The following is a 24,250-nucleotide window of genomic DNA, read 5'->3' on the forward strand; positions in this document are numbered from 1 at the left end:
ATGCTGGACTGGATTAAAAATATCAATAAAGAATTTCCTGAATTTTGGAAAACATACCTTTCAAAGTTTAGTAAAAAATCAAATCGATATGTGATTTTTTCTACCGAAACTTCTGGATTAAATTTACATGATGATGTGATTTTAACAATTGGTGCTTTCGCTGTAATTGATGATAGTGTTCATATTGGGGACAGCTTTGAAAATGTATTATTACAATACAAATATTTTCATGACAACAAACTTTCAAATGAGTTTATTGTGGAAAGTAAAATGCACAAGTTAGGGGAAAGCGATGCTATAAAATCCTTTATTGAATATATTGGGAATGCTGTATTAGTAGGACATCACATTGATTTTGATGTTGAAATGATCAATGTTGCGTTAGAAAGACTAGGTTGTGGCCGATTAAAAAATGAAGCCTTAGACATTGATATTATGCATCGAAAACTGCATGATATTACTGATAAAAAATCTTCCTTGGATGAATTATCCCATTTTTATAAAATCCCTAAAAGTGATCGAATTTCGTCTTCAGAAGATGCCTATAAAATTGCATTATTATTTTTGAAATTAAAATCAAGACTAAAAATTAAGTAACCGTTTTATAGCGTAATGGTTGCTTCATATCGTCCATGATGGCTTACTGAAACTGGTTTTATGATATCATTATCAGTAAAAAAGGGAATACCATTTATTTTATCCAATTGATTGTTCGGTTCTAAATATACAATCTGCTTGAAAAGCGACTTTTGGGCAACGGCAATAGTATGAATTTTATCCCCTGTAATTTTTGTTTTTGTATAATAAATATTCCCTTTACAAATTACTCTTCCCAAAGTGGCATTCTCATAAATACATTCTAATTGAATAGGAATATAAGCTCTAATACCGGTTTCGCGATTATAAACTTTATAAGCCGCCTCTTTTCTACTCCATAAATTCCAAACCATTTTCTCCGAATTTCGGGCATTATGTATCAAAAGTTGTTCCTTTAACGTAAATATTTTTTGCAAAAAGCCAGGCCGTTTCCAGTTACTTTCTTTTTGGGCTAAAGCCAAATCTACGATGTCATTACCAATCATTTTTCGGATAATTTTGTTCTAATTATTTCTAATGTTGATTTTACATCAAGCATTTTTTCCATGGATTCATTATCAATTTGAATGTCAAATGCATCTTCTACATCTAAAATAATATCAACTAAATTAGCTGAATTGATATTCAAATCCTTTATAAAATCAGTGTCTTCCGAAAAAGAATCAAATGCTTCCTCATTGTTTACAAAAGGCATAATGATTTTTTTTAATTGTTCCAAAATTGCTGCTTCGTTCATATATAATTTTTTAAGTACTGTATTTTTTTAAAATGATACAACCATTAACATCCCCAAATCCAAAACTTGCTTTTGCAATGACATTCAGTTCAGTAGTTATTAATTGTTGTGGAATTCTGGAGGAATCAATTAGGTCTATTATCTCCGGATGTAAATCTTCACAGTTTATATTTGGAAAAACAAAACCTTGATGCAATTGTAAAACAGTAGCTACACTTTCTATACTTCCTGCTCCAGATAGACAATGACCAACCATTGATTTTAAAGAGTTTATATAAGGAAAATCTACTCCATTTCTTCCTAAGGCTTCGCTCCAATTTTGAATTTCTAAACTGTCTTTAGAAGTTGCCGTCAAATGTCCATTTATAGCATCAATTTCATTTGCTTCAATTCCTGCATTTTTGATCGCTTTTGTAATGCATTTTTTAACCGCTACTGGATTTGGAGCCGTCATTGTTCCTAAACCACGTTGCCCACCTGAATTAATATTCCCGCCTACTATTTCCGCATAAATTTTTGCACCTCGTGTTAAAGCAGTTTCTAAGTCTTCTATAACTAATGCTCCTGCTCCACTGCCAGGAACAAAACCTGAAGCACTAGCACTCATTGGACGCGATCCTTTTTCTGGGCTGTCATTGTGTTTAAAAGTGCAAACACGCATCGCGTCAAAACCTCCCCAAATATAGGGTCCGGAATCACTTGTACTTCCTGCAACTATTCGTTTTGCTTGACCCGATTTTATTCGGTCATAGGCCATCATGATGCTCTCAGTCCCAGTAATACATGCCGACGAATTAGTTGTTACTTGGTTTCCAAGGCCTAATTTTCCTCCTAGATAAGCACTGATTCCACTGTTCATCGTTTGTGCAACAGCAGTACTGCCTAATCTACGAGTCTGAAAATCATCAATTTTATAGATGCTTTCTCTAAACTTTTCAATTCCCGAAGTTCCAGTTCCAAAAATAGTACCGCTATCCCAATCGGGATCTTCATTCGTTTGTATTTCTAAACCAGCATCTTTCCATGCATCTATCCCCGCTATAACACCATATAAAATTCCTGAAGAATTAAAATTTCGCAATTCTAATTCTGTAAAATAATTCAATGCCAAATCGGTTGTAATCTCCGGTTTTCCAGAAATCTGACAAGAAAATTGTAGGCGTTCTAATTCTGCATCTTTTTTGATTCCAGAAATTCCATTTTTGATGGCATGAGTAAACGCTTCAAGTCCTACTCCATTTGGAGCAACAACGCCAAGACCCGTAATGACAACTCTCCTACTCATTTTATATCTATTTATGGCGTTTTACTTAATTTTATAAAAACTGCATTATATAATTATTTACTTAGGCAATTAGGTGATCATTCCGGCAATCTCTCCCATGCAAACAAGGTCTCCATTCTCATTCTTCATTTTTACTTTGCATTTTAATTTTCCAAATCTAAAGTATATTTTTTCTGAAATAACGGTGACTTTTTCTTTAGGAAAAACAGGTTTTAAAAATTCTATATTACTTGAAGTTAAAGCAATTGAAGTTTTTTTATTAAAGCTTAAGTCTAATAAAAAAACACCTAAACAAACCAATCCTATTTGCGCCATAACCTCCGTTAAAATCACACCGGGAGTAACAGGAAAATTGTTGAAATGCCCTTTGTAAAAATCAAGATTTTCATCAAATGTATAACAACCCTCTACTCCATTTTCATTAACAGACGATAATTCGTCTACAAATAAAAAGGGATTTGAATAGGGCAATTTTGATATAATTTCCTGATTTGTCATTACTAATTCTTTTAATGAATTTTCTAAAATTGCAGTAAAACACGTTGTGCCGAAAACCCTGGGCCAAAACTCAACATTAATCCTTTTTCTCCTTTTGCTGGCTTATTATCCATAAATCGTTCTAAGACATACAATACAGTGGCGCTAGACATGTTTCCATACAATCGCAGTACCTCTTTAGTGTCATCAATATTTTTACCTAAGCTAGAGAATAAATCTTCCACCGTTTGCACAATTTTTTTTCCACCAGGATGAAATATTAAATGATTGATATCATCAATTTTCAAGTTGTTTTTTTCTAAAAACGGATGAATGATTGCAGGAAAATGAGAAGCAATTGTATTAGGAACTTCAATATCCAATACCATTTGCAAACCTGAATTGGTTAACTTAAACCCCATCATATGTTCATTATTATAAAAATGATACATTTCTTCCGCCACAATTTCTGGTCCCTCATCCTCTTCAAATGATGAAAGCAGCACACAAGCAGCACCATCACCAAAAATGGCAGCACTTACGATATTTGCCATAGAGAAATCATCCAATTGAAAAGTAGCCGTGGGGCTTTCCACAGCAATAACCGCAGCCCTTTTTCCAGGATTTGCCTGAAGAAAATTTTTAGCATAAATAATCCCCGAAATTCCCGCAGCACATCCCATTTCTGTAACAGGAAGCCTAACAATATCTTGACGTAGTTTCAATTTATTAATTAAATAGGCATCGAGAGACGGTATCATAATTCCAGTGCAACTCACCGTAATGATATAATCTAAATCTTCTGGTTTCCACTTGGATTTCAACAATGCTTTTTCGAGTACTTTTTCACCTAGATCAATGACTTCGCGAGTATAGATATCATTTCTTTCCTCAAATGATGTTTTAGTAAAAACCTCTATCGGATCCATTATTGAATAGCGGGTATCAACTGCTGCTCCTTCAAATATTTTTTTTACTTTTCGAATAAAACGTTCGTCTTGTCCGATCAACCAATTGTCTAGAAATGGTATAATTTCTTCCGTTGTTCTTGAATATTTTGGAAGTTGCTTTGTAACCGTATGTATTTTAACACTCATATTTTTGAAATTATCCATTGGTAACGAAAAGCCCATTTCCACTGAATGGTATAGTTTCTGAAATTTAATTTTTTTGAAAAAGCAATTAGATCTTCTTTTTTAAAGCCCCGTAATATAGAGATTAACCCATCCTCTCTTGACATTTCATTCAGTTGGAAGACCCTGCACAATAGCTGAAACAATCGATAGGAAACACTGTTCCTGTGCAAGTCATTTATAACGATTCCCAAATTAGCATTGGCATAAAATATAGGTAGTATCTTTTCAATTTCTTCTTTTTTAAAATGATGTAATGTCAAAGTGCACAAAACAATATCATATTTTAATTCATTAAAAACTTCACCAAAAATATCTTCACAAATAAAACTTATATTAGGATAATTAACTGATAAATTGATTGCATGATTGATGGTGAAATTATTAGCATCAACCCCAACTAATTTAAAATTCAGATTGTTTTTTTTACCATATTGAGCCAATGTTCGTAACATGTCTCCATTGCCACACCCCACATCTACAATTGTAATTTCTTTGTCAGTAACAAGGCTAGAGAGTAATTTTTCAACTCCAAGTAAAGTTAGCGTGTTTCCGCCCAATAGCTGGTTTATTTTTGCGATTTTATCTAATGCTTCACGCAAAATTTCCCCTTCCATGGTGAAATCATCCATTATCTCTTCCTTATCAGTTCGGTGCTTAGTGTTTAAAAACATTTATTCATTTATAAAATAGGTTTGCCATGAGTTTTCTTAATAATAATGGGTAAAAGAAACGGAAATTCAACTAATATACGCAGTAGCATATCAGATAGTTTTTGTTGTTGCAAAATTGCAGATAAAAATCGCCCTGCTTTCAATCTTGCTTTAAAATTGATAGTCCATTGCTTCAGATATTTTTGCTCTAATTCATCTCTAGATTTAATTTCTTTAGTTAAATATTTAATAACCAATTCAGATGCGATTTTTGCACTATGAATAGCCATTGCCATTCCATTTCCACACAAAGGATGGATTAACCCAGCAGTATCTCCAATCATTAAAATATGATTTTCAACTGCCTTTTTTTTATCAAATGAAACTTGGCTTATCGTTAGCGGTTTCTCAAAAAGAAGGGTACTCGTACCAAAAATATTTTTTAAAAAAGGGTTCTTTGCGATTACATTATTTTGATAGTCTTCGGTGTTTTTGTATTTTTTAAATGTTTCATAATTACATAAATAACAAATATTAATCTGATTATTTTCTACTTTTGAAACTCCACAATACCCACCCTTAAAATTATGTAAACTGACTAAACTATCTTGAAAATCACCCAAATAATGACCTTTTACAGCCAGCCAAGAGGATTTATTTTGAAAAAAATTTCTGTTTAGTTTTTGATCTATTATTGATCGTTTCCCAAAGGCTCCAATAACAATGTCCGCATTTAAAACACTATGATTAGCAGTATCAACTATAAATTTATTTTGGTCAAAAGTAATATCTTGTACACTATCCTCTATAACAACACATCCATTTGATACTGCTTTTTTATATAAAAATTCATCTAAAGCAAACCTGCTAATTCCAAAACCACCAAGTGGTAAATCACAAGAAATCATAGTACCGTTTGAGGTTGAAAACTGTAATTTATTGATCGCGGTTGGATTCAATTCTGAAATCGCTATATCTAGCCATTTTAGGTAGGGCAAAACTTCATTTGAAATGTATTCGCCACATACTTTATGTTTGGGGTATTCATTTTTCTCAACTAAAATTACTTCCACTCCAATTTTAGACAAATGTATAGCAGCAGTAAGTCCAGCTAATCCACCACCAACAATAATTACAGCAGAATTTGTTTTCATATTCATGCTAATTTAGGTTATTTCTTGCAAATATTTATTTTATTAAATAAAAAAAACTGTTTCAGGTTATGAAACAGTTTTAATAAATTTAAAAAATAAAATCTAGATTTTATTTTATTTCGTTTATGATTTCTTCTACAATTTCAGGATTTAGTAATGTAGATGTATCTCCAAAATTAGTAAAATCACCAGAAGCTATTTTTCTAAGAATTCGACGCATAATTTTACCAGAACGAGTTTTTGGCAAACCAGAAACAAATTGTATTTTATCCAATTTGGCAATTGGTCCTACGTGATCTGAAATGTGTTGATTGATTTCTTTGAAAAGGTTTTCTTTATTTCTAATTTCTCCTGTTTCTTTCAAAATAACATAACCACATAAAGCATTCCCTTTTACATCATGCGGAAATCCTACTATAGCACTTTCTGCTACTGCAGGATGCTCATTAATGGCATCTTCAATAGGAGCTGTCCCTAGATTGTGTCCAGAAACAATAACTACATCATCAACACGCCCTGTAATTCTATAATACCCTACTTCATCACGTAAAGCACCGTCACCAGTGAAAAAGTTACCTGGGTATTCCGAGAAATAAGTGTCTATATATCGTTGATGATTACCCCATATTGTTCGTGCAATTCCTGGCCATGGAAACTTGATACATAAACTTCCAACTACTTGGTTTCCTTCAATTTCATTTCGCTTGTCATCCATTAATACCGGTTGAATTCCTGGTAATGGAAGTGTAGCATAGGTTGGTTTTGTAGGAGTAACAAATGCCAAAGGAGAAATCATGATTCCGCCTGTTTCAGTTTGCCACCAAGTGTCTACGATAGGACAACGTTTCCCGCCTACATGATCATTAAACCAATGCCAAGCTTCTTCGTTTATGGGTTCACCGACAGAACCAATCACTTTTAATGTAACTAAATCATATTTTTGAACGTATTCTAGACTCTCTTTTGCCAAAGAGCGAATGGCAGTTGGAGCGGTATAAAATTGTGTTACTTTGTGTTTTTTTATTGTTTCCCAATAGCGACTAAAATCAGGATAAGATGGAATTCCTTCAAAAATAACTGTTGTAGCACCATTTAAAAGTGGTCCATAAAGGATGTAAGAATGTCCCGTAATCCATCCGATATCAGCTGTACACCAAAAAACATCGTTTTCTTCGTAATTAAAAACATTTTTAAAAGTATATGCCGTATGAACCATGTAACCTGCAGTAGTATGAACCATTCCTTTTGGTTTCCCTGTAGAACCTGATGTATAGAGGATAAATAAAGGGTCTTCGGAATCCATTATTTCAGCAACACAATTATCAGAAGCAATATCCAACAATGGTTGTAATATAATGTCTCTACCTTCTTTCAACTTAATTTCTGTATTTGTTCTTTGAACGACTAATACTGTACTTACAGAAGGGCAATTTTCTAAAGCTTCATCAATAATTCCTTTTAATTCAATAGTTTTATTTCCTCGATAACCTCCATCAGAAGTAATAACCATTTTACTTTCACTGTCGATTATTCTATTTGCTACTGCAGAAGATGAAAATCCTGCAAAAATAACAGAATGGATAGCACCAATTCTAGCACAAGCTAAAATGGAAACTGCTAATTCAGGAATCATTGGTAAATAGATACAAACCCGATCCCCTTTTTTTATTCCTTGTTCACGCAAAACATTTGCCATTTTACAAACACGTTGATGCAATTCATTATAGGTTATGTGCAATGCCTCTTCATCGGGGTTATTGGGTTCAAAAATTATAGCAGTTTTTTCTCCTCTTTTATTTAGGTGTCTATCGATACAATTTTTGGTCATATTTAGCTTTGCTTCAGTAAACCATTTTATATCTGCTTCGGCCATATTAAATTCCACAACTTTATCCCATTGTTGATACCATGTAAAATTCTCTTCTGCTATCTTACCCCAAAATTTTCGGGGTTCTCGAACAGATTTGTTATAATGTTTGAAGTATTGCTCTAAATTTTCGATCTTATAATAACTCATGGGATATATTTTTTTTATAAAAGTATTAAATCTCACTCTATTCCAAAAATTTTTTATTTGATTAATTATCAGGGTAAATTACATATAAATAATAAAAACAGGTGTTTTTTTAAAGATACCTTAAAAACTGTACAATTCCAATAAAACAGTAAACGCAAAAAAGACGAAGTAAATAGTTTACTTCGCCTTTTTTTAATTAACAATAATTGTAACAATTAAATTAATAATACAAAAATATGTTGCATTTATAACATTCCACTATTCAAAATAATTAAATATAATACACCACTTTCGCTACTATAATCTTTGAATCAATTAATTTTAAATTGATTTAAATCTTTATTTTTTTTAATTAAAAAGGAATTACTCCACTTAACTAATTATCAAACTAGTTAAGTGAATGTAATAAGCAACCATATTGATCATTAAGTTTTAATAAGTTGTTTACTAATTCAAAATACATGAAAAATAAATGATACAGTGCCAATCCCAACACACCCTCATGTGCGGCAATTCCTAATTTTAATTTATCCTATTTTTTTCATAGCTGTCATAGATTCTCTCAGCCATTCACCAACTTCTTCTATTGGATGTTGTCTTATACTTTTATTTACAGCAATTAATACTGTATTATCTACACCATTTGTAGATGAAAATGGTTTACCGATAATGTTAGTTTCAACTGTTTTCATGAAATCAGTTAATAAAGGCTTACAAGCATGATCAAATAAATAACAACCATATTCAGCTGTATCCGAAATGATTCTATTCATTTCGTATAATTTTTTTCTAGCTACTGTATTTGCAATCAAAGGTAATTCATGTAATGATTCATAATAAGCCGATTCAGCGATAATCCCTGATTCTGTCATTGTTTCAAAAGCCAATTCAACACCCGCTTTTACCATTGCAATCATCAAAACCCCATTGTCAAAATAATCTTGTTCTGAAATTACTGCTTCTGTTGCAGCCGTTTTTTCAAAATTAGTTTCAGCTGTAGCTGCTCTCCAAGTCAATAAATTGACATCATCATTAGCCCAGTCAATCATCATATTTCTAGAGAATTCACCAGAAATAATATCATCCATATGTTTTTGAAACAAAGGACGCATAATGTCTTTAAGTTCATCTGCTAAACGATACGCTTCAATTTTTGAAGGATTAGAAAGACGGTCCATCATATTTGTAATTCCACCATGTTTCAAAGCTTCAGTTACAGTTTCCCAACCGTATTGAATTAATTTTGAAGCATAAGCAGGTTCAATTCCTTTTTCAACCATTTTGTCAAAACATAGAATAGATCCTGTTTGCAACATTCCACAAAGAATAGTTTGCTCTCCCATTAAATCCGATTTTACTTCAGCAACAAAAGAAGAGTTCAAAACTCCAGCTTTATGACCTCCAGTAGCAACAGCATATGCTTTTGCTTGCTCGAATCCTTCATTGTTTGGGTCATTTTCTGGGTGAACAGCAATTAATGTTGGCACACCAAAACCTCTCTTATATTCTTCACGTACTTCTGATCCCGGACATTTTGGAGCACACATAATAACAGTAATGTCTTTACGTATTTGCATCCCTTCTTCTACTATATTAAAACCATGAGAATAGGCTAAAGTGGAACCTTGTTTCATCAATGGCATGATAGCAGTTACAACTGCAGTATGTTGTTTATCTGGAGTAAGATTACAAACTAAATCAGCAGTTGGGATTAATTCTTCATATGTCCCTACGTTAAAACCGTTATCAGCAGCATTCATGAAAGAAGCTCTTTTTTGAGCAATTGCTTCTGCACGTAAAGCATAAGAAATATCTAAACCTGAATCTCTCATGTTCAAACCTTGATTTAAACCTTGAGCTCCACAACCAACAATAACTACTTTTTTACCTTTTAAAGCTTCGATTCCATTAGCAAATTCTGATTGATCCATGAATTCGCAAACTCCTAATTGTTCTAATTGTAATCTAAGTGGTAATGAATTGAAATAATTTGCCATTTTTTAATTTTTATTTTTGTTTTAATTCTTCTAATAATGCTGAAATTTCCATTTTTTCCTTGGAAATAGATATTCTTCCTGAACGTACAAACTGCATGATTCCGAAAGGTTTTAAATTTTGATATAACTCTTCAATTTCAGAACGTTTTCCTGATTTTGAAATCACAAAAAAGTCTCTTGAAACTGTAACTATTTCAGAATTACTATCTTTTATAATATTTTGAATTTGTCTTTCGTCAAATAATAAACTAGATTCTATTTTAAACAAAGCATTTTCTAAGAAAATAGTTTCTTCATCAATGTGATAAAATGCTTTAATTACCTCAATTTGTTTCTCTATTTGACCGACAATATTTTGTACCCATTTTTCAGTAGTATTTACTACAATAATAAATCGAGATACAGATTCAATTTCTGATTCTGAAACATTTAAACTCAATATATTAATATGGCGCTTTAAGAATATCCCTGATATTCTATTTAATAGCCCAACGTTATTTTCTGAATAAACAGAAATGGTGAATGTTTGATTTTCCATAATATTAACTTAATCTGATATCAGAAACAGAAGCTCCTGTTGGAATCATTGGGAATACATTATTTTCTTTTTCTACCATAACTTCAAGGAAGTACGATTCTTTTGAAGCCATCATTTCGGCTACAGCTGCATCTAAATCTTCTCTTTTAGTTACTTTTTTTGCTTTGATATAATACCCTTCTGCAATAGCTATAAAATTAGGATTTATCATTTCTGTAGAAGCATATCTTTTATCAAAGAACAATTGTTGCCATTGACGAACCATTCCTAAAAATTCATTGTTTAAGACTACAATTTTCACAGGAACTTTCGTTTGAAAAATAGTTCCTAGTTCTTGAATTGTCATTTGAAAACCACCATCTCCTATAATTGCTACTACTTCACGTTCTGGCATTCCCATTTTAGCACCAATTGCCGCAGGTAGTGCAAATCCCATTGTTCCTAATCCACCTGAATTAATAATACTTTTAGAATTATTAAATTTAGCGTAACGACAAGCAAACATTTGATGCTGACCTACGTCTGGAACTATAATTGCATCTCCTTTAGAATGTTTATTTATCATTTCAATAGTTTCTCCCATAGAAATTCCTTCTTTCTTTGGTTTTAACTCATCATTGATTACGGTATCTAATTCTATTTGATATAATTTTTTGAATTCATTATGCCAAGACTCATGTTTCTTCTCTTCAATTAAAGGTAGAATTGCAGCCAAAGATTCTTTGATATCAGCTAAAACAGCTACTTCAGTTTTTACATTTTTGTCAATTTCAGCAGGATCAATATCAAAGTGAATTACTTTTGCTTGTTTAGCATACGTTTCTAAATTTCCAGTTACACGATCGTCAAATCGCATCCCTAGAGCAATTAAAACATCGCATTCGTTAGTCAATACATTTGGACCATAATTTCCATGCATTCCTAACATACCCACATTCAATGCATGATCGGTAGGTAAAGCTGAAAGACCTAGAATAGTCCAAGCAGCAGGAATCCCTGATTTTTCAATAAATGCTTTTAACAACTCTTCGGCTTGACCAAGAATAATTCCTTGTCCAAAAACGATAAATGGTTTTTTAGCACTATTAATTAAAGCAGCAGCAGCTTCCACTTTTTTTAATTTTAATTTTGGAACTGCAACATAACTTCTAATTCCGGTACATTTTTTATAACTGAATTCAAATTCATCGAATTGAGCATTTTTTGTAATGTCTATTAAAACAGGTCCTGGACGCCCTGATCTAGCAATATAAAATGCTTTTGCCATGATTTCTGGAATCTCAGATGCTTCAGTGATTTGGTAATTCCATTTAGTTACCGGAGTCGAAATCCCAATAATATCTGTTTCTTGAAAAGCATCTGAACCCAATAAATGTTTTCCTACTTGACCTGTAATACACACCATAGGTGTTGAATCAATTTGAGCATCGGCAATTCCTGTTACCAAGTTTGTCGCTCCTGGTCCTGAAGTTGCAATAGCAACACCCACTTTTCCAGTAGCTCTTGCAAAACCTTGAGCAGCATGAGTAGCACCTTGTTCATGACGAACTAAAACGTGATGTAATTGATCTTTAAATTTATATAATTCGTCATAAACTGGCATTATAGCACCACCTGGGTAACCATAAACCAAATCTACTCCTTCTTCTAATAAGCATCTAATAACGGCTTCGGCGCCTGATATTTTATTTGTTCCCATTGGTTATATATATTGTTTTCGAAGTGAAATGAGAGATGGTAAATTCAAACTATTCCACTTTTTTTTGTAAATTATTTATCAGTAACACATCCTTCAGATGCACTTGAAACTGATCGTATATATTTCAGTAAAACTCCCTTATTTACTTTTAAAGCAGGCTGAACCCAACTTGCTTTTCGAGCTGCAAACTCATCCTCTGTTATTTTTAGATTAATAGTATTTTTTACAGCATCGATAGTAATAGTATCACCGTCCTTGACGAGTGCTATACCTCCACCCTCAAAAGCTTCGGGAGTAACATGTCCTACAACAAAACCATGTGAACCACCAGAGAATCTACCATCAGTAATTAAAGCAACTGAACTTCCTAAACCAGCTCCCATAATCGCTGATGTTGGTTTTAGCATTTCTGACATTCCAGGGCCTCCTTTTGGACCACAATACCTAATGACGACTACATTACCCGGTTTAACTTCTCCGGCTTGTACCCCTGTAATTACATCGAATTCATTTTCATAAACTATCGCTGTTCCTTCAAAATATTCTCCTTCTTTACCACTAATTTTGGCTACACAACCCTCTTCTGCAAGATTTCCGTATAAAATTTGAATATTTCCTGTTGGTTTTAATGCTTTATGAATTTCATGTATTACATCTTGACCATCATTTAAATTAGGGACTGATGCTAAATTCTCCGCTATAGTTTTCCCAGTTACTGTCAAACAGTCACCATGTAAGAAACCTTCTTTCAATAAATATTTCATTACTGCTGGAACACCACCTACATTATGTAAGTCTTCCATTAAATATTTACCACTTGGTTTTAAATCAGCTAGCAATGGAGTTTTATCACTAATATCTTGGAAATCTTTTAAAGTAATTTCAATATCAACTGAATGCGCCATTGCAATTAAATGCATTACCGCATTTGTAGAACCTCCTAAAACAGCAACTATTGTAATAGCATTTTCAAATGCTTTACGAGTCATGATGTCTCTAGGCTTAATATCTTTTTCTAATAATATTCTGATGGCGCGACCAGCATCAGCACATTCTTGTTTCTTTTCTGGACTCAAAGCAGGATTAGAAGAACTATATGGCAAACTCATTCCTAAAGCTTCTATTGCTGATGACATCGTGTTTGCAGTATACATACCACCACATGCACCTGCACCTGGACAAGCATTTTGAATTACTCCTTTAAAATCTTCTGGTGTAATGGTGTTGCTGAATTTTTTTCCTAATGCTTCAAAAGCCGAAACAATATTCAAATCTTCTCCTTTCCACTTTCCGGGATGAATAGATCCTCCGTAAACCATAATAGAAGGGCGATTTACTCTACCCATAGCCATTAAAGCGCCTGGCATATTTTTATCGCAACCAGGAACTGCAATCATACCATCGTACCATTGTGCCCCCATAACTGTTTCAATAGAATCAGCAATTACATCTCTAGAAACCAATGAAAAACGCATTCCTTCATTACCATTAGAGATACCATCACTTACACCAATAGTATTAAAAATCAAACCAACTAAATCAGCTGCCCAAACCCCTGTTTTTATATCTTTAGCCAAATCGTTTAGGTGCATATTACAGGTATTTCCTTCATACCCCATACTTACAATTCCAACTTGTGCTTTCTTTAAATCTTCTTCTGTTAAACCTATTCCATACAACATAGCTTGAGAGGCTGGTTGCGTTTCATCTTGAGTTATGGTTTTACTATATTTATTTAATTCCATTATATATGTCTATTTGTATATGTATTTTTTAATTTAATTTTTAAAGCTATACAATTGTTGATTGCCCTAAATTCACATTATCCATTTTAAAATATAAATCACCTTTATTAAGTATGTAATTTGCGATATAATCACCCACTTCATTAGTACCAAATTTAGAATCCACTTTTAAATCAATTGTAACAATTTGATTAACTATTGCTTTTTCTACTGCTTCAAAAACAGCTACTGATTCTTTTACAAGTCCAAAATGTTCTAATAACATTCCAGCTGATAATATTGAAGCAATTGGATTGGCACAATTTTTATTTTTTACTTCATTATAACTTCCATGAATCGGTTCAAAAAGCGAGTATTTTTCACCTACTGATGCTGATGACATAAGCCCCTTAGAACCTGCAATAACACTAGCTTCATCTGATAATATATCACCAAACAAATTATCAGTTAGTAAAACATCAAATTGTCTCGGGTTTAAGATTAATTGCATTGCAGCATTATCTACATACAAAAACTCTAGAGTTACATCTGGATATTCTTTTGCAATTCTTTGAACTACTTTTCTCCATAAACGGGATGTTTCTAATACGTTAGCCTTATCAACTAATGTTACTTTTTTGCGTCTTTCTTGAGCCGATTTGAAGGCTAGATGTGTTATTTTAGAAATTTCATCTTCATTATATTCACACAAATCTGAAGCATATGTTCCTGCTTCATTTAAATGTTTTTCACCAAAATACATTCCGCCATTTAATTCTCTATAAATTACAAAATCCGTTCCCTGAAGAATTTCTTTTTTAATAGGAGATGCATCCATTAATTTTGGATATGCTTTTATAGGCCTAATATTCGCATATAAACCCAATTCCTTACGCAGTTTTAATAAACCTTGCTCAGGACGTATTTTAGATTCTGGATTATTATCATACATAGGATCGCCAATGGCACCAAACAAAATTGAATCTGTATTTTTACACAAATTTAAAGTTTGATCTGGTAATGGTTTTCCAGTTCTCTCAATAGCAACGGCCCCAATTAAAGCATCTTCAAAAGTGAATTCATGACCAAATACTAAAGCAATAGCACCTAATGCCTTTTTGGCTTGTAAAATTACCTCTGGTCCTATACCATCACCAGCTAATACGGCTATTTTTAATTTTATCATATGATTAGGTATAAAGATTATTAATTTCTGATTAAATCACTTTGTATTTTACACGCTTCAATAATTTGATGAATATCATCATCTAAAACTTCTTTTTTAATATCAGCAAATTTTAAAAATTCGATATATATAATATCCAATTGCACTTTAGTAAGTTCATAACCTACTTTTTTTGCTCTATAAGCTAATGCTGCTCTTCCACTTCTGGCAGTCAATACAATTGAAGATTCATTTACACCAACTTCAAGTGGATCCATGATTTCATATGTTGCTCTGTTCTTAATCACACCATCTTGATGAATTCCAGAACTGTGAGCAAAAGCATTGGCTCCTACAATCGCCTTATTAGGCTGAACAATCATCCCCATACTTTCAGAAACTAAACGACTCATTTCGTTTAATTGTTTTGTGTCAATATCAGTATATAAATTTAAGTAAGGATGTTGTTTAAAAATCATTACGACTTCTTCAAGTGCCGTGTTTCCAGCTCTTTCCCCAATTCCATTTATTGTACATTCAATTTGTCTAGCTCCATTTATTGCTCCTGAAATAGAATTTGCTGTTGCCATTCCCAAGTCATTATGACAATGACAGGACAGAATTACATTTTCAATTCCTTTAACATTCTCTCTTAAATATTTTATTTTAGCACCATATTCTTCTGGTAAGCAATATCCTGTTGTATCCGGAATATTCAATACAGTAGCACCGGATTTAATCACTTCCTCACAGACTCGAGCTAAGAAATCATTGTCCGTTCTACCTGCATCCTCAGCGTAAAACTCAACATCTTCTACATATGATTTAGCATGAGAAACTGCAAATTTTGCTCTTATAATAATATCTTCTCTTGTTGTATTGAGTTTATGGATTATATGTGAATTCGATGTACCAATACCTGTATGGATACGCGGTTTTTTTGCATGTTTTAAAGCCGCTGCTGCAACATCAATATCATTTTTAACAGCTCTAGTTAATCCACAAACAGTAGCGTTTTTAACAACTTTACTGATTTCAGAAACAGATAAAAAATCACCTGGGCTTGAAACAGGAAACCCAGCTTCTATAATATCAACACCCATTTCATCTAATCTATTTGCTATAATTAGTTTTTGATTGGTGTCTAATTTACATCCAGGGACCTGTTCTCCATCTCTTAAAGTGGTATCAAAAATTTGAACTTTCTCTCTATTCATTTTCATTTATTTAATGTAATTTCACATCTCGATAACAAAAATAGATTTCATTACTTTAAAATAAAACTCAATTTAATGAAATATACTGCTTATAAAGCATATAAATACTTTATAAGTAACTGAAAAACAACTAATTAAGCTTCTATATTTTACAATGGCTAACCATCAAAAAGATTTCTTATTTGTACTAATAAAATCCCTTTCAAAGTCTGAAAAAAGACAATTTAAGATATTTGCTAGCAGACTTGAGACGAGTTCAAATACAAAGTTCATAGAATTATTTAACATTTTAGACAAATCTGAAGTCTATGATGAGAAACTTATTTTGAAAAGTGGGATTATTAAAAAAGTACAATTATCAAATCTCAAATCCTATTTATATAAGCAAATTTTAGTAAGCATTAGACTGAACATTCCTAGCCAAAACATTCGTTATCAATTAAGGGAGCAAATTGATTTCGCTGCAATTCTTTACAACAAAGGACTTTACAAACAAAGTCTAAAAATATTAGATAAAACAAAACAACAAGCCATTGAAAATGATGAAAAATACATGGCTTTTGAAATTGTTGAATTTGAAAAACTAATCGAATCCCAATATATAACCCGAAGTATTCAAGGACGTGCAGACGAATTGGTAATTCAAGCCAAAGAACTGAATTATCGCAACACTATATCCAGTAAATTATCTAATTTATCATTGCAGTTGTATGGCATCATGCTTAAAACTGGATACGTAAAAAGTGATGAAGAATATAAGTATATAGACGATTATTTTAATAAACACATTTCTAAATTTGATGAAAACAAATTTGGCTTTCGTGAAAAATATTGGTTTTACAATGCGAATCTATGGCGTAGTTTTTTAGTTCAAGATTTTTTAGCCAGTTATAAATATGCTTATAAATGGGTAACTCTTTTCTACGACAATCCCAATATGATTTTTTTAAATCCTGTCTTTTTCCTAAAAGGAAACCATTATTTATTAGAATCATTTTTCATGTTGAAATACAAATCAAAGTTTAAAAAATACCTTGATTTATTAGAAGAAACAATTCATGATTCTCGTTTTCCAGTAAATGACAATATTGCTTCTCTTTCTTTTTTGTATTTATATAATAATAAATTAAACTATCATATTCTAGAAGGTACATTTGATGAAAGTGAATACTTAATTCCAGAGATTTTGGAAAAAATTCAAATTCACAATGAACACCTTGATGAACATCACGAAATGATGTTTTATTATAAAATTGCTTGTATTTATTTTGGTACAGAAAAGTATGCAGAATCAATTTACTATTTGGAAAAAATAATAAACAATAAGAATCTTATCATGCGTGAAGATTTGATGTGCTTTGCGCGTTTGCTTTATTTGATAGTTCATTATGAAATGGGTAAAGACTTTAATTTAGAAACTCAATTAAAATCAACTTATAAATTCTTATTAAAAATGAATGATTTGCATGAAGTGCAAAAAGAAATTATTCGATTTTTGAAGAATTTAAATTCATTATATCCAGGTGATATTAAAAAAGAATTTATAAAAATGAGAGAACGTTTTATTGAATTGGAAAAAAACACTTATGAAAAAAGAGCCTTTCTCTACTTAGATATTATTTCTTGGCTAGAAAGCAAAATTGAAAATAGAAAAATAGCTGATATTATGAAAGAAAAAGCCAAATTAATCAATCGTTAATTAAAATTTTCTCCATGAAAAAAGCACTTCTGAATACGTTTCAAAAGTGCTTTTTTATTTTTTTTTAATTACCTACTCTACCCTTGAAGTACTATGAACAATAGGCTTATCTTGTAAAAGTGTTTTTGATATTGCAAAAAAATCTCTAATGTAACTTTGGTTATTATGAAAGTCTAATCCGTCCTGATCTTCCCAAATTTCATGAAAAATAAATACCGAAGGATCTTTTTTACTTTGATGTAAATCATATTGCAAACAAGCCACTTCCTTATTTGATTGAATAACCAATTCTTTCAATTTACTTTTTAATTCTTCAATGTTTTCTGCTTTACTTTTAAGTAGTACTGTTAAATGTATTTTCATAATTAATTTAAAAATAGTTTAGTTAAATGTTCTTGATACAAATTTAGATCTTTTTCAATATCGGCATTTTTTTCAACATCATGAAAATGAATACTTTGTAAGGGTTTCATTCCTGTAAAAGCGTTCATTCTATGAAAACCAAATAAAACTCCATCGTCAACACTTTGTTGATTAAAAAATTCTCCAGGCAAAGTAAAGGCTTCTTTAGGTGCATTCCAAGATGAAGTTATCATGTATTTTTTACCATGAAGCATTCCACCAGTTCCGTAGTTTATTGTTGGGTTTTCTGATGATCTCCCATCACTTCTATAAATTCCTTTGGCATGTCCAGCGGTAAAAACAACATCTATATACTTTTTAAAACCATGTGGCAATTGAAACCACCATATTGGGGTATGATATATAATAGCATCCGCCCACACAAAGTTTTCAACTTCAATTACAGGATTATATTCCTCATTAATATTAGTAGTTCTTATTTCAAAATCCGAATGATTTTGAAAAAACGAAGCCGTTTCATTTGCAATTGTTTCATTAAATCGACCTCCTGAATGACCAAATTTTTGACCTCCATTGATTATAAATATTTTTCTCATAATTTTCTTGAATAATTTATAGTGCAAATTTAAAGTAGTTATTGCTATTATAAAAATAACTTAATTCATACATTTGTATTATAATTATAATAGAATATGATCAATTTAGAATGGTACCGCACCTTTAAAGCCATATATAAAACGGGGACATTAACCAATGCCGCCGAAATTTTATTCATTTCTCAACCTGGTGTTAGTTTACATTTAAGTTCTCTTGAAAATTATGTAGGTTACAAATTGTTTGACAGGACTGGAAGAAAAATGATTCCTACCGAAAAAGGAAAAGTCCTTTATAATTTTATAATAGATGCGCTAACAAAACTCGAAGAAGCAGAAAAAAATTTCCAAAGAAGCACAGAGAAAAACACACCAACTATCAGTGTAGGAATGTGTTTTGAAACATTTCAAATTACACTAGAGCAGTACATCTCAGCGCTACCTTTTAATGTTATTATTCAATTCGGTGAATATCCTGAAATGGTAGAAAATCTTGAAAAAGGAATTTTGGATTTAATAATTACCCCCCAAATGGTTATTAAAAATGCGATTGAATACCAAGCATTTTCATCTGAAACGATTGTTCTTGTAGGCGGAAATGAAATTGATAACGAGGAATTCAAAGAAATTGAACAAAATCAAAGTATTGAAAACTTGGAACTTTGGCTAAAACAACAAAAATGGTATGGAACTACTGGAGACATGGAGCATTTACGCCGTTTTTGGCAGTTAAGTTTCAATAAATACCCTGATTTTAGACCAAATTATATTGTTCCAAACATAAACTCGATAGTCCGTTGTTTAAGCAGTGGTAAAGGATTGGCTGTGGTTCCCGATTTTCTGTGTCGTAAAGAAATAGAAAATGGTTCCGTAAAGCTTATCTGGGAAGGAAAAACACCTTTAAAAAACATTCTATACTTTGCTACCCGAAAAAAAACGATCTATGAAGAAGAGATTAATTTGATAAAGAAAATTTTTATGGAATTAGAATAAACCAATATAACTCCCTGTTTCTTTTATCTAAATTTAGCTATTTGTTTCAATATTTACTGTTCTTCTTTTTTGTATTCAATAAATTATTAATTTTATGAAAACATTAAAACTAAAAGATATGAATGGCTTTTTTAAAACAATTTTAGCTGGCTATGGTGCCAAGAAATTAGGTGGTGGTTGCTTTGGAACTATTCTTTTATTTATAATTCTATATTGGATTTTAGGTAAGTTTTAGAATTCTAAAACTTACCTAAATATCATAAATGAGTTATTTTTTAAGGTCTTTTAGCATCAGTTCTTTTATGAATTTTACAGGAGCACTGCCATAGCTCAGAAATTTTTCATGGAAATTTTTTAGATTAAAGTGAGCTCCTTGTTCTTTTTTTAGCATCTCCCTAAATTCATATATTTCAGTATACCCTGTAAAATAAGAACATAATTGAACTTGCGATAAACTTACACGATTCCACTTCCCTTCTGCTTCTGCTTGTTGTTGAAAAGCGTCTACAACTAACAAATGCATTGCTTCTTCCTTACTCATGTTTTTAGTATGTACACTATAGTCCAAAATTAAATTACAAGTTGTTCTTAAATTCCATTTGTAATACATCAACCACATTTCATCTGAGTTTTTATAGCCATTTTCTAACATCATCAGTTCTGCATATACAGCCCAACCTTCAATCATAGCTCCATTACCCAGAATAGATTTAATCAAACTTGGAGATTGATTGCTATAGACCAGTTGCGTATAATGCCCTGGAATGGCTTCATGAATGTTTAGAATTTGCAATACATAATCATTGTATTCCCTTAAGTAGCTTTCAGATTTATCAGCGCTCCAACCAGACATACTTCCCACATTGTAATAGGTATTTGCATTTTTATCATATGGTCCTGGTGCCGAAATGGAAGCGCCAGCAACTCCAGCCATATAAGCCGGTTCTTTGCGCACTAGTAAAGGTTTTGACGGATCTATATAAAGTAAATCTTTTTCTTTTACAAAAGCGACTAGTTCTGGAATTTGCTTCTCTATAGCCGACTGAAACTTAGCAGGTGTAGTATGTTGTAACGAAATCTTATCTATTACCTTTTTTATAAGAAATAAACTATCAGTTGGCTTCGGAGTTTCTTTCATGTATTTTACCCATAATTTGTCGGCCAAAGCATACATTTTTTGATGCAACTCCTTTTTATGATCCACTGCTTTTTTAAAAATAGTATCCGCTTTATAACTCGATTGAATGTCTAATTCAAATTTCTCTTTGTACAAATCAGCTCCCAATCTAAAAGAACGAGGTGTTTTATTATCTAAATCTTTCAACCAATCCGTATAGGTAACAATTGCGTTAACCGCTACTTTAGCCTTGTCTTTTATTTCTTTCTTCTCTGAATCTCCTAATTTGCTTTTGCTTAAAGCGGTATTTAAATCCTTTTCAAAAATAGAAATTCCTCCTAGATTTTGAGTAATGGCAAGTGCTGTATGTTCTAAAGTTGGATTTTTAATATTTATTTTGGCCGCTTCATAATAGGCCGTAATTCCATTCATTTTTAAATTAAAATTATGTAATCGAGACTCCAATGAATCGTATTTCCCATTTAATATCGATGCAAAGGCACTACATACATTGTATTCAGAGGGATCCCATTCATAGGATTTAAGTTTGTCTATTTTAAAAATAGTGCTTTGTAGCTGATTTTTGATAATATAATAATCAATTATATTAGGATCTGAAAGATTCTCTAGTGGATAATTTTGAATGGAATCTAGTTGTGAATGAGCAAAGTCTAACTGCTTTTTTAAGTAAACCGAATCTGAAGCGACCAATACGCTATCTAATTTATGATACCCTTGACTAGATGCCCAATCTGGATAAACATCCCATAAAGTGGTTACATATCCTTTTTTATAATGCTCGAATTTCTCATTTAAGTTGATTCCTTCTGTTGTTTTTGGCTTTTTATTACAGGAAAACACGAGAAGAAGTGATAGAATTGGGAAAAGTATTTTTTTCATATTAAGTCATTTCAAAAAAATAAAGATATAAAAAATGCCGTTCAATGAACGGCATTTTTTATTCTAATATTAATAAGCTAAAAGCGCTACTAACTCTTTTTCGAATCGGCCTTTCGGCAAATAATGATCTTCCAGTATTTTTGTAAACGGAATTGGCGTGTCTAAACTTGCTACTCGCCTGACAGGAGCATCTAAGTATTTAAAACATTCCTCCATTATCATTGCCGAAATATCACTAGCAATACCTCCAAACATAGAATCCTCTTGATAAATAATGACTCTTCCCGTCTTCTTCACTGATTTGAAAATAGCTTCAGTATCCAGTGGTTGTAGCGTTCTTAGATCCAATAAATCAGCTGAAATAGATGGATTTTTTTCTAATGTATCCAAAGCCCAGTGGACTGCAGCTCCAAAAGATATAACAGTCACTTCATTTCCTTCTTTTAATAAAGCAGCTTTCCCTAATGGCAGAGTGTAATAGTCTGTAGGTACTTCTTGGTAAACGGAACGATACAGTTGTTTGTGTTCAAAAAACATAACTGGATTTGGATCGTTGATTGAAGAATTTAATAATCCCTTAACATCATAAGGAAAAGCAGGATATACCACTTTCAATCCTGGTGTTTTAGTAAACCAAGCTTCATTCGTTTGGGAGTGAAACGGTCCAGCTTGGGTTCCACCACCACATGGCATACGCACCACAACATCAGCTTTTTCTAACCAGCGGTAATGCGATTTAGCTAACAAATTTACAATTGGATTAAATCCAGTCGAAACAAAATCGGCAAATTGCATCTCTACAATTGCTTTGTGTCCATTGATTGATAATCCCATTCCAGCCGAAACTATAGCGCTTTCACAAATAGGCGTATTGATCACGCGTTCTTTTCCAAACTGTGCTACAAATCCATCTGTTATTTTAAAAGCCCCACCATATTCAGCAATGTCTTGCCCCATAATAACCAAGTTATCATGACGCTCCATAGATTGCTTTAAACTGCTTGAAATCGCATCTATAAATCGTATTTTTTCTTTTTGTTTAGAAGATTTAATTTGCTCATATAAAAATGGTTTGTATATATCATTTAATTCTTCACTTTCTGAATATTCTATTTCTGGTTCGGCATTGGCCAAAGCCAAACTTTCATCAATATCTTTCTTGATTTCGGAACGTAAAGTTTCGTCAAAATCATCATTTAGGATTCCATTTTCTTTTAAATATTTTCGGTAATTTTCAACAGGATCTTTAATTGCCCAATGATCCATTAATTCTTGTGGTACATATTTAGTTCCACTTGCCTCTTCATGCCCTCGCATTCTAAAGGTTTTGAATTCTAGCAAAATGGGACGTGGATTTATTTTCATGGAAGCTTTCAATTCAGACAATAAATTATAAACTTCAATTATATTATTTCCATCCACAATATGGCTTTCCATGCCGTATCCAATCCCTTTATCCGCTAAGTTTTCACAACGGTATTGCTCATTAGTAGGAGTCGAAAGTCCGTATCCATTGTTTTCAATGACAAATAGAACGGGTAATTCCCAAACTGAAGCAATATTCAAAGCTTCATGAAAATCTCCTTCTGAGGTTGCTCCTTCTCCTGTAAAAACGGCAGTAACTTTTCCGTTTTTCTTTAGTTTATTTGCTAAGGCGATTCCATCAGCAATTCCTAGCTGTGGCCCTAAATGGGAAATCATTCCAATAATCTTGTATTGTTGTGTACCAAAGTGAAAACTTCGATCCCTACCTTTAGTAAATCCATTTGCTTTTCCTTGCCATTGCGAGAATAAACGATATAAAGGGATGTTTCTACCGGTAAATACACCTAGATTTCGATGCATTGGTAAAATGTATTCATCAGGGTCCAAAACGGCAGTAACTCCTACCGATATAGCTTCTTGTCCAATTCCTGAAAACCATTTAGATACTTTTCCTTGACGAATTAGAATAAGCATTTTCTCCTCAATAAGTCGTGGTTTAAGTATTCTTTTGTATAAATCTAATAAGGTTTCGTCAGTAAGGTTTTGTCTATCAAAGTTCATTTTTATAGTTTTATTAGGCAATTCAAAGATAGAAAAATATAACAGTTTTGATTAAATTTGTTATATTATTTTATTTTGTTTATAACTTTTGAAATTCTTTTCTAAAATTATTCAATACATTTGTGGTAGTTAGGCTTTTGAAGCCTT

The 24,250-nt window shown here is 32.1% G+C and carries 22 protein-coding genes; 4 read left to right on the forward strand and 18 right to left on the reverse strand.

The window, feature by feature from the left end; all coding sequences use genetic code 11:
• A complete protein-coding gene (locus tag AB3G36_RS12115; protein ID WP_367753097.1) occupies positions 1–597 on the forward strand; it encodes a PolC-type DNA polymerase III in 597 nt (198 codons plus the stop codon).
• Positions 598–602: 5 nt separating this feature from the next.
• Here the strand turns inward: AB3G36_RS12115 and AB3G36_RS12120 are convergent, their stop codons facing one another.
• The 14 genes from AB3G36_RS12120 to AB3G36_RS12185 form a co-directional block, all read right to left on the reverse strand.
• Entirely contained in the window at positions 603–1,082 is a 480-nt protein-coding gene (locus AB3G36_RS12120) for a 4'-phosphopantetheinyl transferase superfamily protein (RefSeq protein ID WP_367753099.1), read from the reverse strand.
• Positions 1,079–1,333: an acyl carrier protein gene (locus AB3G36_RS12125; RefSeq protein ID WP_367753101.1), complete on the reverse strand. Its 255-nt coding sequence runs from the start codon at positions 1,331–1,333 to the stop codon at positions 1,079–1,081. The genes AB3G36_RS12120 and AB3G36_RS12125 overlap by 4 nt, the downstream gene beginning before the upstream one ends.
• A gap of 10 nt (positions 1,334–1,343) precedes the next feature.
• Positions 1,344–2,618, reverse strand: a complete 1,275-nt coding sequence (locus AB3G36_RS12130; RefSeq protein ID WP_367753103.1) for a beta-ketoacyl synthase — start codon at positions 2,616–2,618, stop codon at positions 1,344–1,346.
• Positions 2,619–2,687: 69 nt separating this feature from the next.
• Positions 2,688–3,116, reverse strand: a complete 429-nt coding sequence (locus AB3G36_RS12135; protein ID WP_367753104.1) for a 3-hydroxyacyl-ACP dehydratase FabZ family protein — start codon at positions 3,114–3,116, stop codon at positions 2,688–2,690.
• A gap of 23 nt (positions 3,117–3,139) precedes the next feature.
• Positions 3,140–4,192, reverse strand: a complete 1,053-nt coding sequence (locus AB3G36_RS12140) for a type III polyketide synthase (protein WP_367753106.1) — start codon at positions 4,190–4,192, stop codon at positions 3,140–3,142.
• Complete coding sequence (locus AB3G36_RS12145; RefSeq protein WP_367753107.1) at positions 4,189–4,902, reverse strand: methyltransferase domain-containing protein; 714 nt, start codon at positions 4,900–4,902, stop codon at positions 4,189–4,191. The genes AB3G36_RS12140 and AB3G36_RS12145 overlap by 4 nt, the downstream gene beginning before the upstream one ends.
• An 8-nt stretch (positions 4,903–4,910) precedes the next feature.
• The gene (locus AB3G36_RS12150; RefSeq protein ID WP_367753109.1) at positions 4,911–6,035 is read right to left on the reverse strand and encodes an NAD(P)/FAD-dependent oxidoreductase; all 1,125 of its coding nucleotides are present in this window, start codon (positions 6,033–6,035) and stop codon (positions 4,911–4,913) included.
• Positions 6,036–6,144: 109 nt separating this feature from the next.
• Positions 6,145–8,052, reverse strand: coding sequence for an acetate--CoA ligase (acs, locus tag AB3G36_RS12155; RefSeq protein ID WP_367753111.1), 1,908 nt, complete (start codon positions 8,050–8,052; stop codon positions 6,145–6,147).
• A gap of 527 nt (positions 8,053–8,579) precedes the next feature.
• Positions 8,580–10,049: a ketol-acid reductoisomerase gene (gene ilvC, locus AB3G36_RS12160; RefSeq protein WP_367753112.1), complete on the reverse strand. Its 1,470-nt coding sequence runs from the start codon at positions 10,047–10,049 to the stop codon at positions 8,580–8,582.
• A gap of 10 nt (positions 10,050–10,059) precedes the next feature.
• A complete protein-coding gene (gene ilvN / locus AB3G36_RS12165; protein WP_367753114.1) occupies positions 10,060–10,587 on the reverse strand; it encodes an acetolactate synthase small subunit in 528 nt (175 codons plus the stop codon).
• Positions 10,588–10,591: 4 nt separating this feature from the next.
• Positions 10,592–12,286, reverse strand: coding sequence for a biosynthetic-type acetolactate synthase large subunit (gene ilvB / locus AB3G36_RS12170; RefSeq protein WP_367753116.1), 1,695 nt, complete (start codon positions 12,284–12,286; stop codon positions 10,592–10,594).
• Between the two features lie 71 nt (positions 12,287–12,357).
• On the reverse strand, positions 12,358–14,031 hold the full coding sequence (gene ilvD / locus AB3G36_RS12175) for a dihydroxy-acid dehydratase (RefSeq protein ID WP_367753118.1): 1,674 nt from the start codon (positions 14,029–14,031) through the stop codon (positions 12,358–12,360).
• Between the two features lie 46 nt (positions 14,032–14,077).
• On the reverse strand, positions 14,078–15,193 hold the full coding sequence (gene leuB / locus AB3G36_RS12180; RefSeq protein ID WP_367757931.1) for a 3-isopropylmalate dehydrogenase: 1,116 nt from the start codon (positions 15,191–15,193) through the stop codon (positions 14,078–14,080).
• 23 nt (positions 15,194–15,216) lie between these two features.
• Positions 15,217–16,392, reverse strand: coding sequence for a 2-isopropylmalate synthase (locus AB3G36_RS12185; protein ID WP_367753120.1), 1,176 nt, complete (start codon positions 16,390–16,392; stop codon positions 15,217–15,219).
• 154 nt (positions 16,393–16,546) lie between these two features.
• Between AB3G36_RS12185 and AB3G36_RS12190 the strand changes: the two genes are divergently transcribed.
• The gene (locus AB3G36_RS12190; RefSeq protein ID WP_367753122.1) at positions 16,547–18,091 is read left to right on the forward strand and encodes a hypothetical protein; all 1,545 of its coding nucleotides are present in this window, start codon (positions 16,547–16,549) and stop codon (positions 18,089–18,091) included.
• A 72-nt stretch (positions 18,092–18,163) separates the two neighbouring features.
• On the opposite strand, the gene AB3G36_RS12195 is transcribed toward AB3G36_RS12190, so the two are convergent.
• Together AB3G36_RS12195 and AB3G36_RS12200 are read right to left on the reverse strand one after the other, a co-directional pair.
• Positions 18,164–18,454: a putative quinol monooxygenase gene (locus AB3G36_RS12195; RefSeq protein WP_367753124.1), complete on the reverse strand. Its 291-nt coding sequence runs from the start codon at positions 18,452–18,454 to the stop codon at positions 18,164–18,166.
• 2 nt (positions 18,455–18,456) lie between these two features.
• Positions 18,457–19,050: an NAD(P)H-dependent oxidoreductase gene (locus tag AB3G36_RS12200; RefSeq protein ID WP_367753126.1), complete on the reverse strand. Its 594-nt coding sequence runs from the start codon at positions 19,048–19,050 to the stop codon at positions 18,457–18,459.
• Between the two features lie 96 nt (positions 19,051–19,146).
• Between AB3G36_RS12200 and AB3G36_RS12205 the strand changes: the two genes are divergently transcribed.
• Together AB3G36_RS12205 and AB3G36_RS12210 are read left to right on the forward strand one after the other, a co-directional pair.
• Entirely contained in the window at positions 19,147–20,040 is an 894-nt protein-coding gene (locus tag AB3G36_RS12205; RefSeq protein ID WP_367753128.1) for a LysR family transcriptional regulator, read from the forward strand.
• A 94-nt stretch (positions 20,041–20,134) separates the two neighbouring features.
• Positions 20,135–20,275 (forward strand): hypothetical protein, encoded by a 141-nt coding sequence (locus tag AB3G36_RS12210; RefSeq protein WP_367757991.1) that lies wholly within the window; start codon positions 20,135–20,137, stop codon positions 20,273–20,275.
• Between the two features lie 33 nt (positions 20,276–20,308).
• Here AB3G36_RS12210 and AB3G36_RS12215 read toward each other — a convergent pair whose 3' ends face one another.
• Both AB3G36_RS12215 and AB3G36_RS12220 read right to left on the reverse strand, forming a co-directional pair.
• On the reverse strand, positions 20,309–22,057 hold the full coding sequence (locus tag AB3G36_RS12215; protein ID WP_367753129.1) for a DUF885 domain-containing protein: 1,749 nt from the start codon (positions 22,055–22,057) through the stop codon (positions 20,309–20,311).
• 69 nt (positions 22,058–22,126) lie between these two features.
• On the reverse strand, positions 22,127–24,103 hold the full coding sequence (locus AB3G36_RS12220) for a thiamine pyrophosphate-dependent enzyme (RefSeq protein WP_367753131.1): 1,977 nt from the start codon (positions 24,101–24,103) through the stop codon (positions 22,127–22,129).
• Positions 24,104–24,250: the final 147 nt, after the last annotated feature.

It is taken from the genome of Flavobacterium sp. WC2430 (assembly GCF_040822075.1).
In the GTDB taxonomy this organism is placed as follows: domain Bacteria; phylum Bacteroidota; class Bacteroidia; order Flavobacteriales; family Flavobacteriaceae; genus Flavobacterium.

Excerpts from the sequence above, each read along its gene's own strand:
- AB3G36_RS12200 (WP_367753126.1), bottom strand. The coding sequence starts at position 19,050 with ATGAGAAAAATATTTATAATCAATGGAGGTCAAAAATTTGGTCATTCA.
- AB3G36_RS12115 (WP_367753097.1), top strand. The coding sequence starts at position 1 with ATGCTGGACTGGATTAAAAATATCAATAAAGAATTTCCTGAATTTTGG.
- ilvB (WP_367753116.1), bottom strand. The coding sequence starts at position 12,286 with ATGGGAACAAATAAAATATCAGGCGCCGAAGCCGTTATTAGATGCTTA.
- AB3G36_RS12215 (WP_367753129.1), bottom strand. The coding sequence starts at position 22,057 with ATGAAAAAAATACTTTTCCCAATTCTATCACTTCTTCTCGTGTTTTCC.
- AB3G36_RS12140 (WP_367753106.1), bottom strand. The coding sequence starts at position 4,192 with ATGAGTGTTAAAATACATACGGTTACAAAGCAACTTCCAAAATATTCA.
- AB3G36_RS12205 (WP_367753128.1), top strand. The coding sequence starts at position 19,147 with ATGATCAATTTAGAATGGTACCGCACCTTTAAAGCCATATATAAAACG.
- ilvD (WP_367753118.1), bottom strand. The coding sequence starts at position 14,031 with ATGGAATTAAATAAATATAGTAAAACCATAACTCAAGATGAAACGCAA.
- AB3G36_RS12220 (WP_367753131.1), bottom strand. The coding sequence starts at position 24,103 with ATGAACTTTGATAGACAAAACCTTACTGACGAAACCTTATTAGATTTA.
- AB3G36_RS12130 (WP_367753103.1), bottom strand. The coding sequence starts at position 2,618 with ATGAGTAGGAGAGTTGTCATTACGGGTCTTGGCGTTGTTGCTCCAAAT.
- AB3G36_RS12210 (WP_367757991.1), top strand. The coding sequence starts at position 20,135 with ATGAAAACATTAAAACTAAAAGATATGAATGGCTTTTTTAAAACAATT.
- AB3G36_RS12195 (WP_367753124.1), bottom strand. The coding sequence starts at position 18,454 with ATGAAAATACATTTAACAGTACTACTTAAAAGTAAAGCAGAAAACATT.
- AB3G36_RS12120 (WP_367753099.1), bottom strand. The coding sequence starts at position 1,082 with ATGATTGGTAATGACATCGTAGATTTGGCTTTAGCCCAAAAAGAAAGT.
- AB3G36_RS12125 (WP_367753101.1), bottom strand. The coding sequence starts at position 1,333 with ATGAACGAAGCAGCAATTTTGGAACAATTAAAAAAAATCATTATGCCT.
- AB3G36_RS12190 (WP_367753122.1), top strand. The coding sequence starts at position 16,547 with ATGGCTAACCATCAAAAAGATTTCTTATTTGTACTAATAAAATCCCTT.
- AB3G36_RS12150 (WP_367753109.1), bottom strand. The coding sequence starts at position 6,035 with ATGAAAACAAATTCTGCTGTAATTATTGTTGGTGGTGGATTAGCTGGA.
- ilvC (WP_367753112.1), bottom strand. The coding sequence starts at position 10,049 with ATGGCAAATTATTTCAATTCATTACCACTTAGATTACAATTAGAACAA.
- acs (WP_367753111.1), bottom strand. The coding sequence starts at position 8,052 with ATGAGTTATTATAAGATCGAAAATTTAGAGCAATACTTCAAACATTAT.
- AB3G36_RS12145 (WP_367753107.1), bottom strand. The coding sequence starts at position 4,902 with ATGTTTTTAAACACTAAGCACCGAACTGATAAGGAAGAGATAATGGAT.
- AB3G36_RS12185 (WP_367753120.1), bottom strand. The coding sequence starts at position 16,392 with ATGAATAGAGAGAAAGTTCAAATTTTTGATACCACTTTAAGAGATGGA.
- ilvN (WP_367753114.1), bottom strand. The coding sequence starts at position 10,587 with ATGGAAAATCAAACATTCACCATTTCTGTTTATTCAGAAAATAACGTT.
- AB3G36_RS12135 (WP_367753104.1), bottom strand. The coding sequence starts at position 3,116 with ATGACAAATCAGGAAATTATATCAAAATTGCCCTATTCAAATCCCTTT.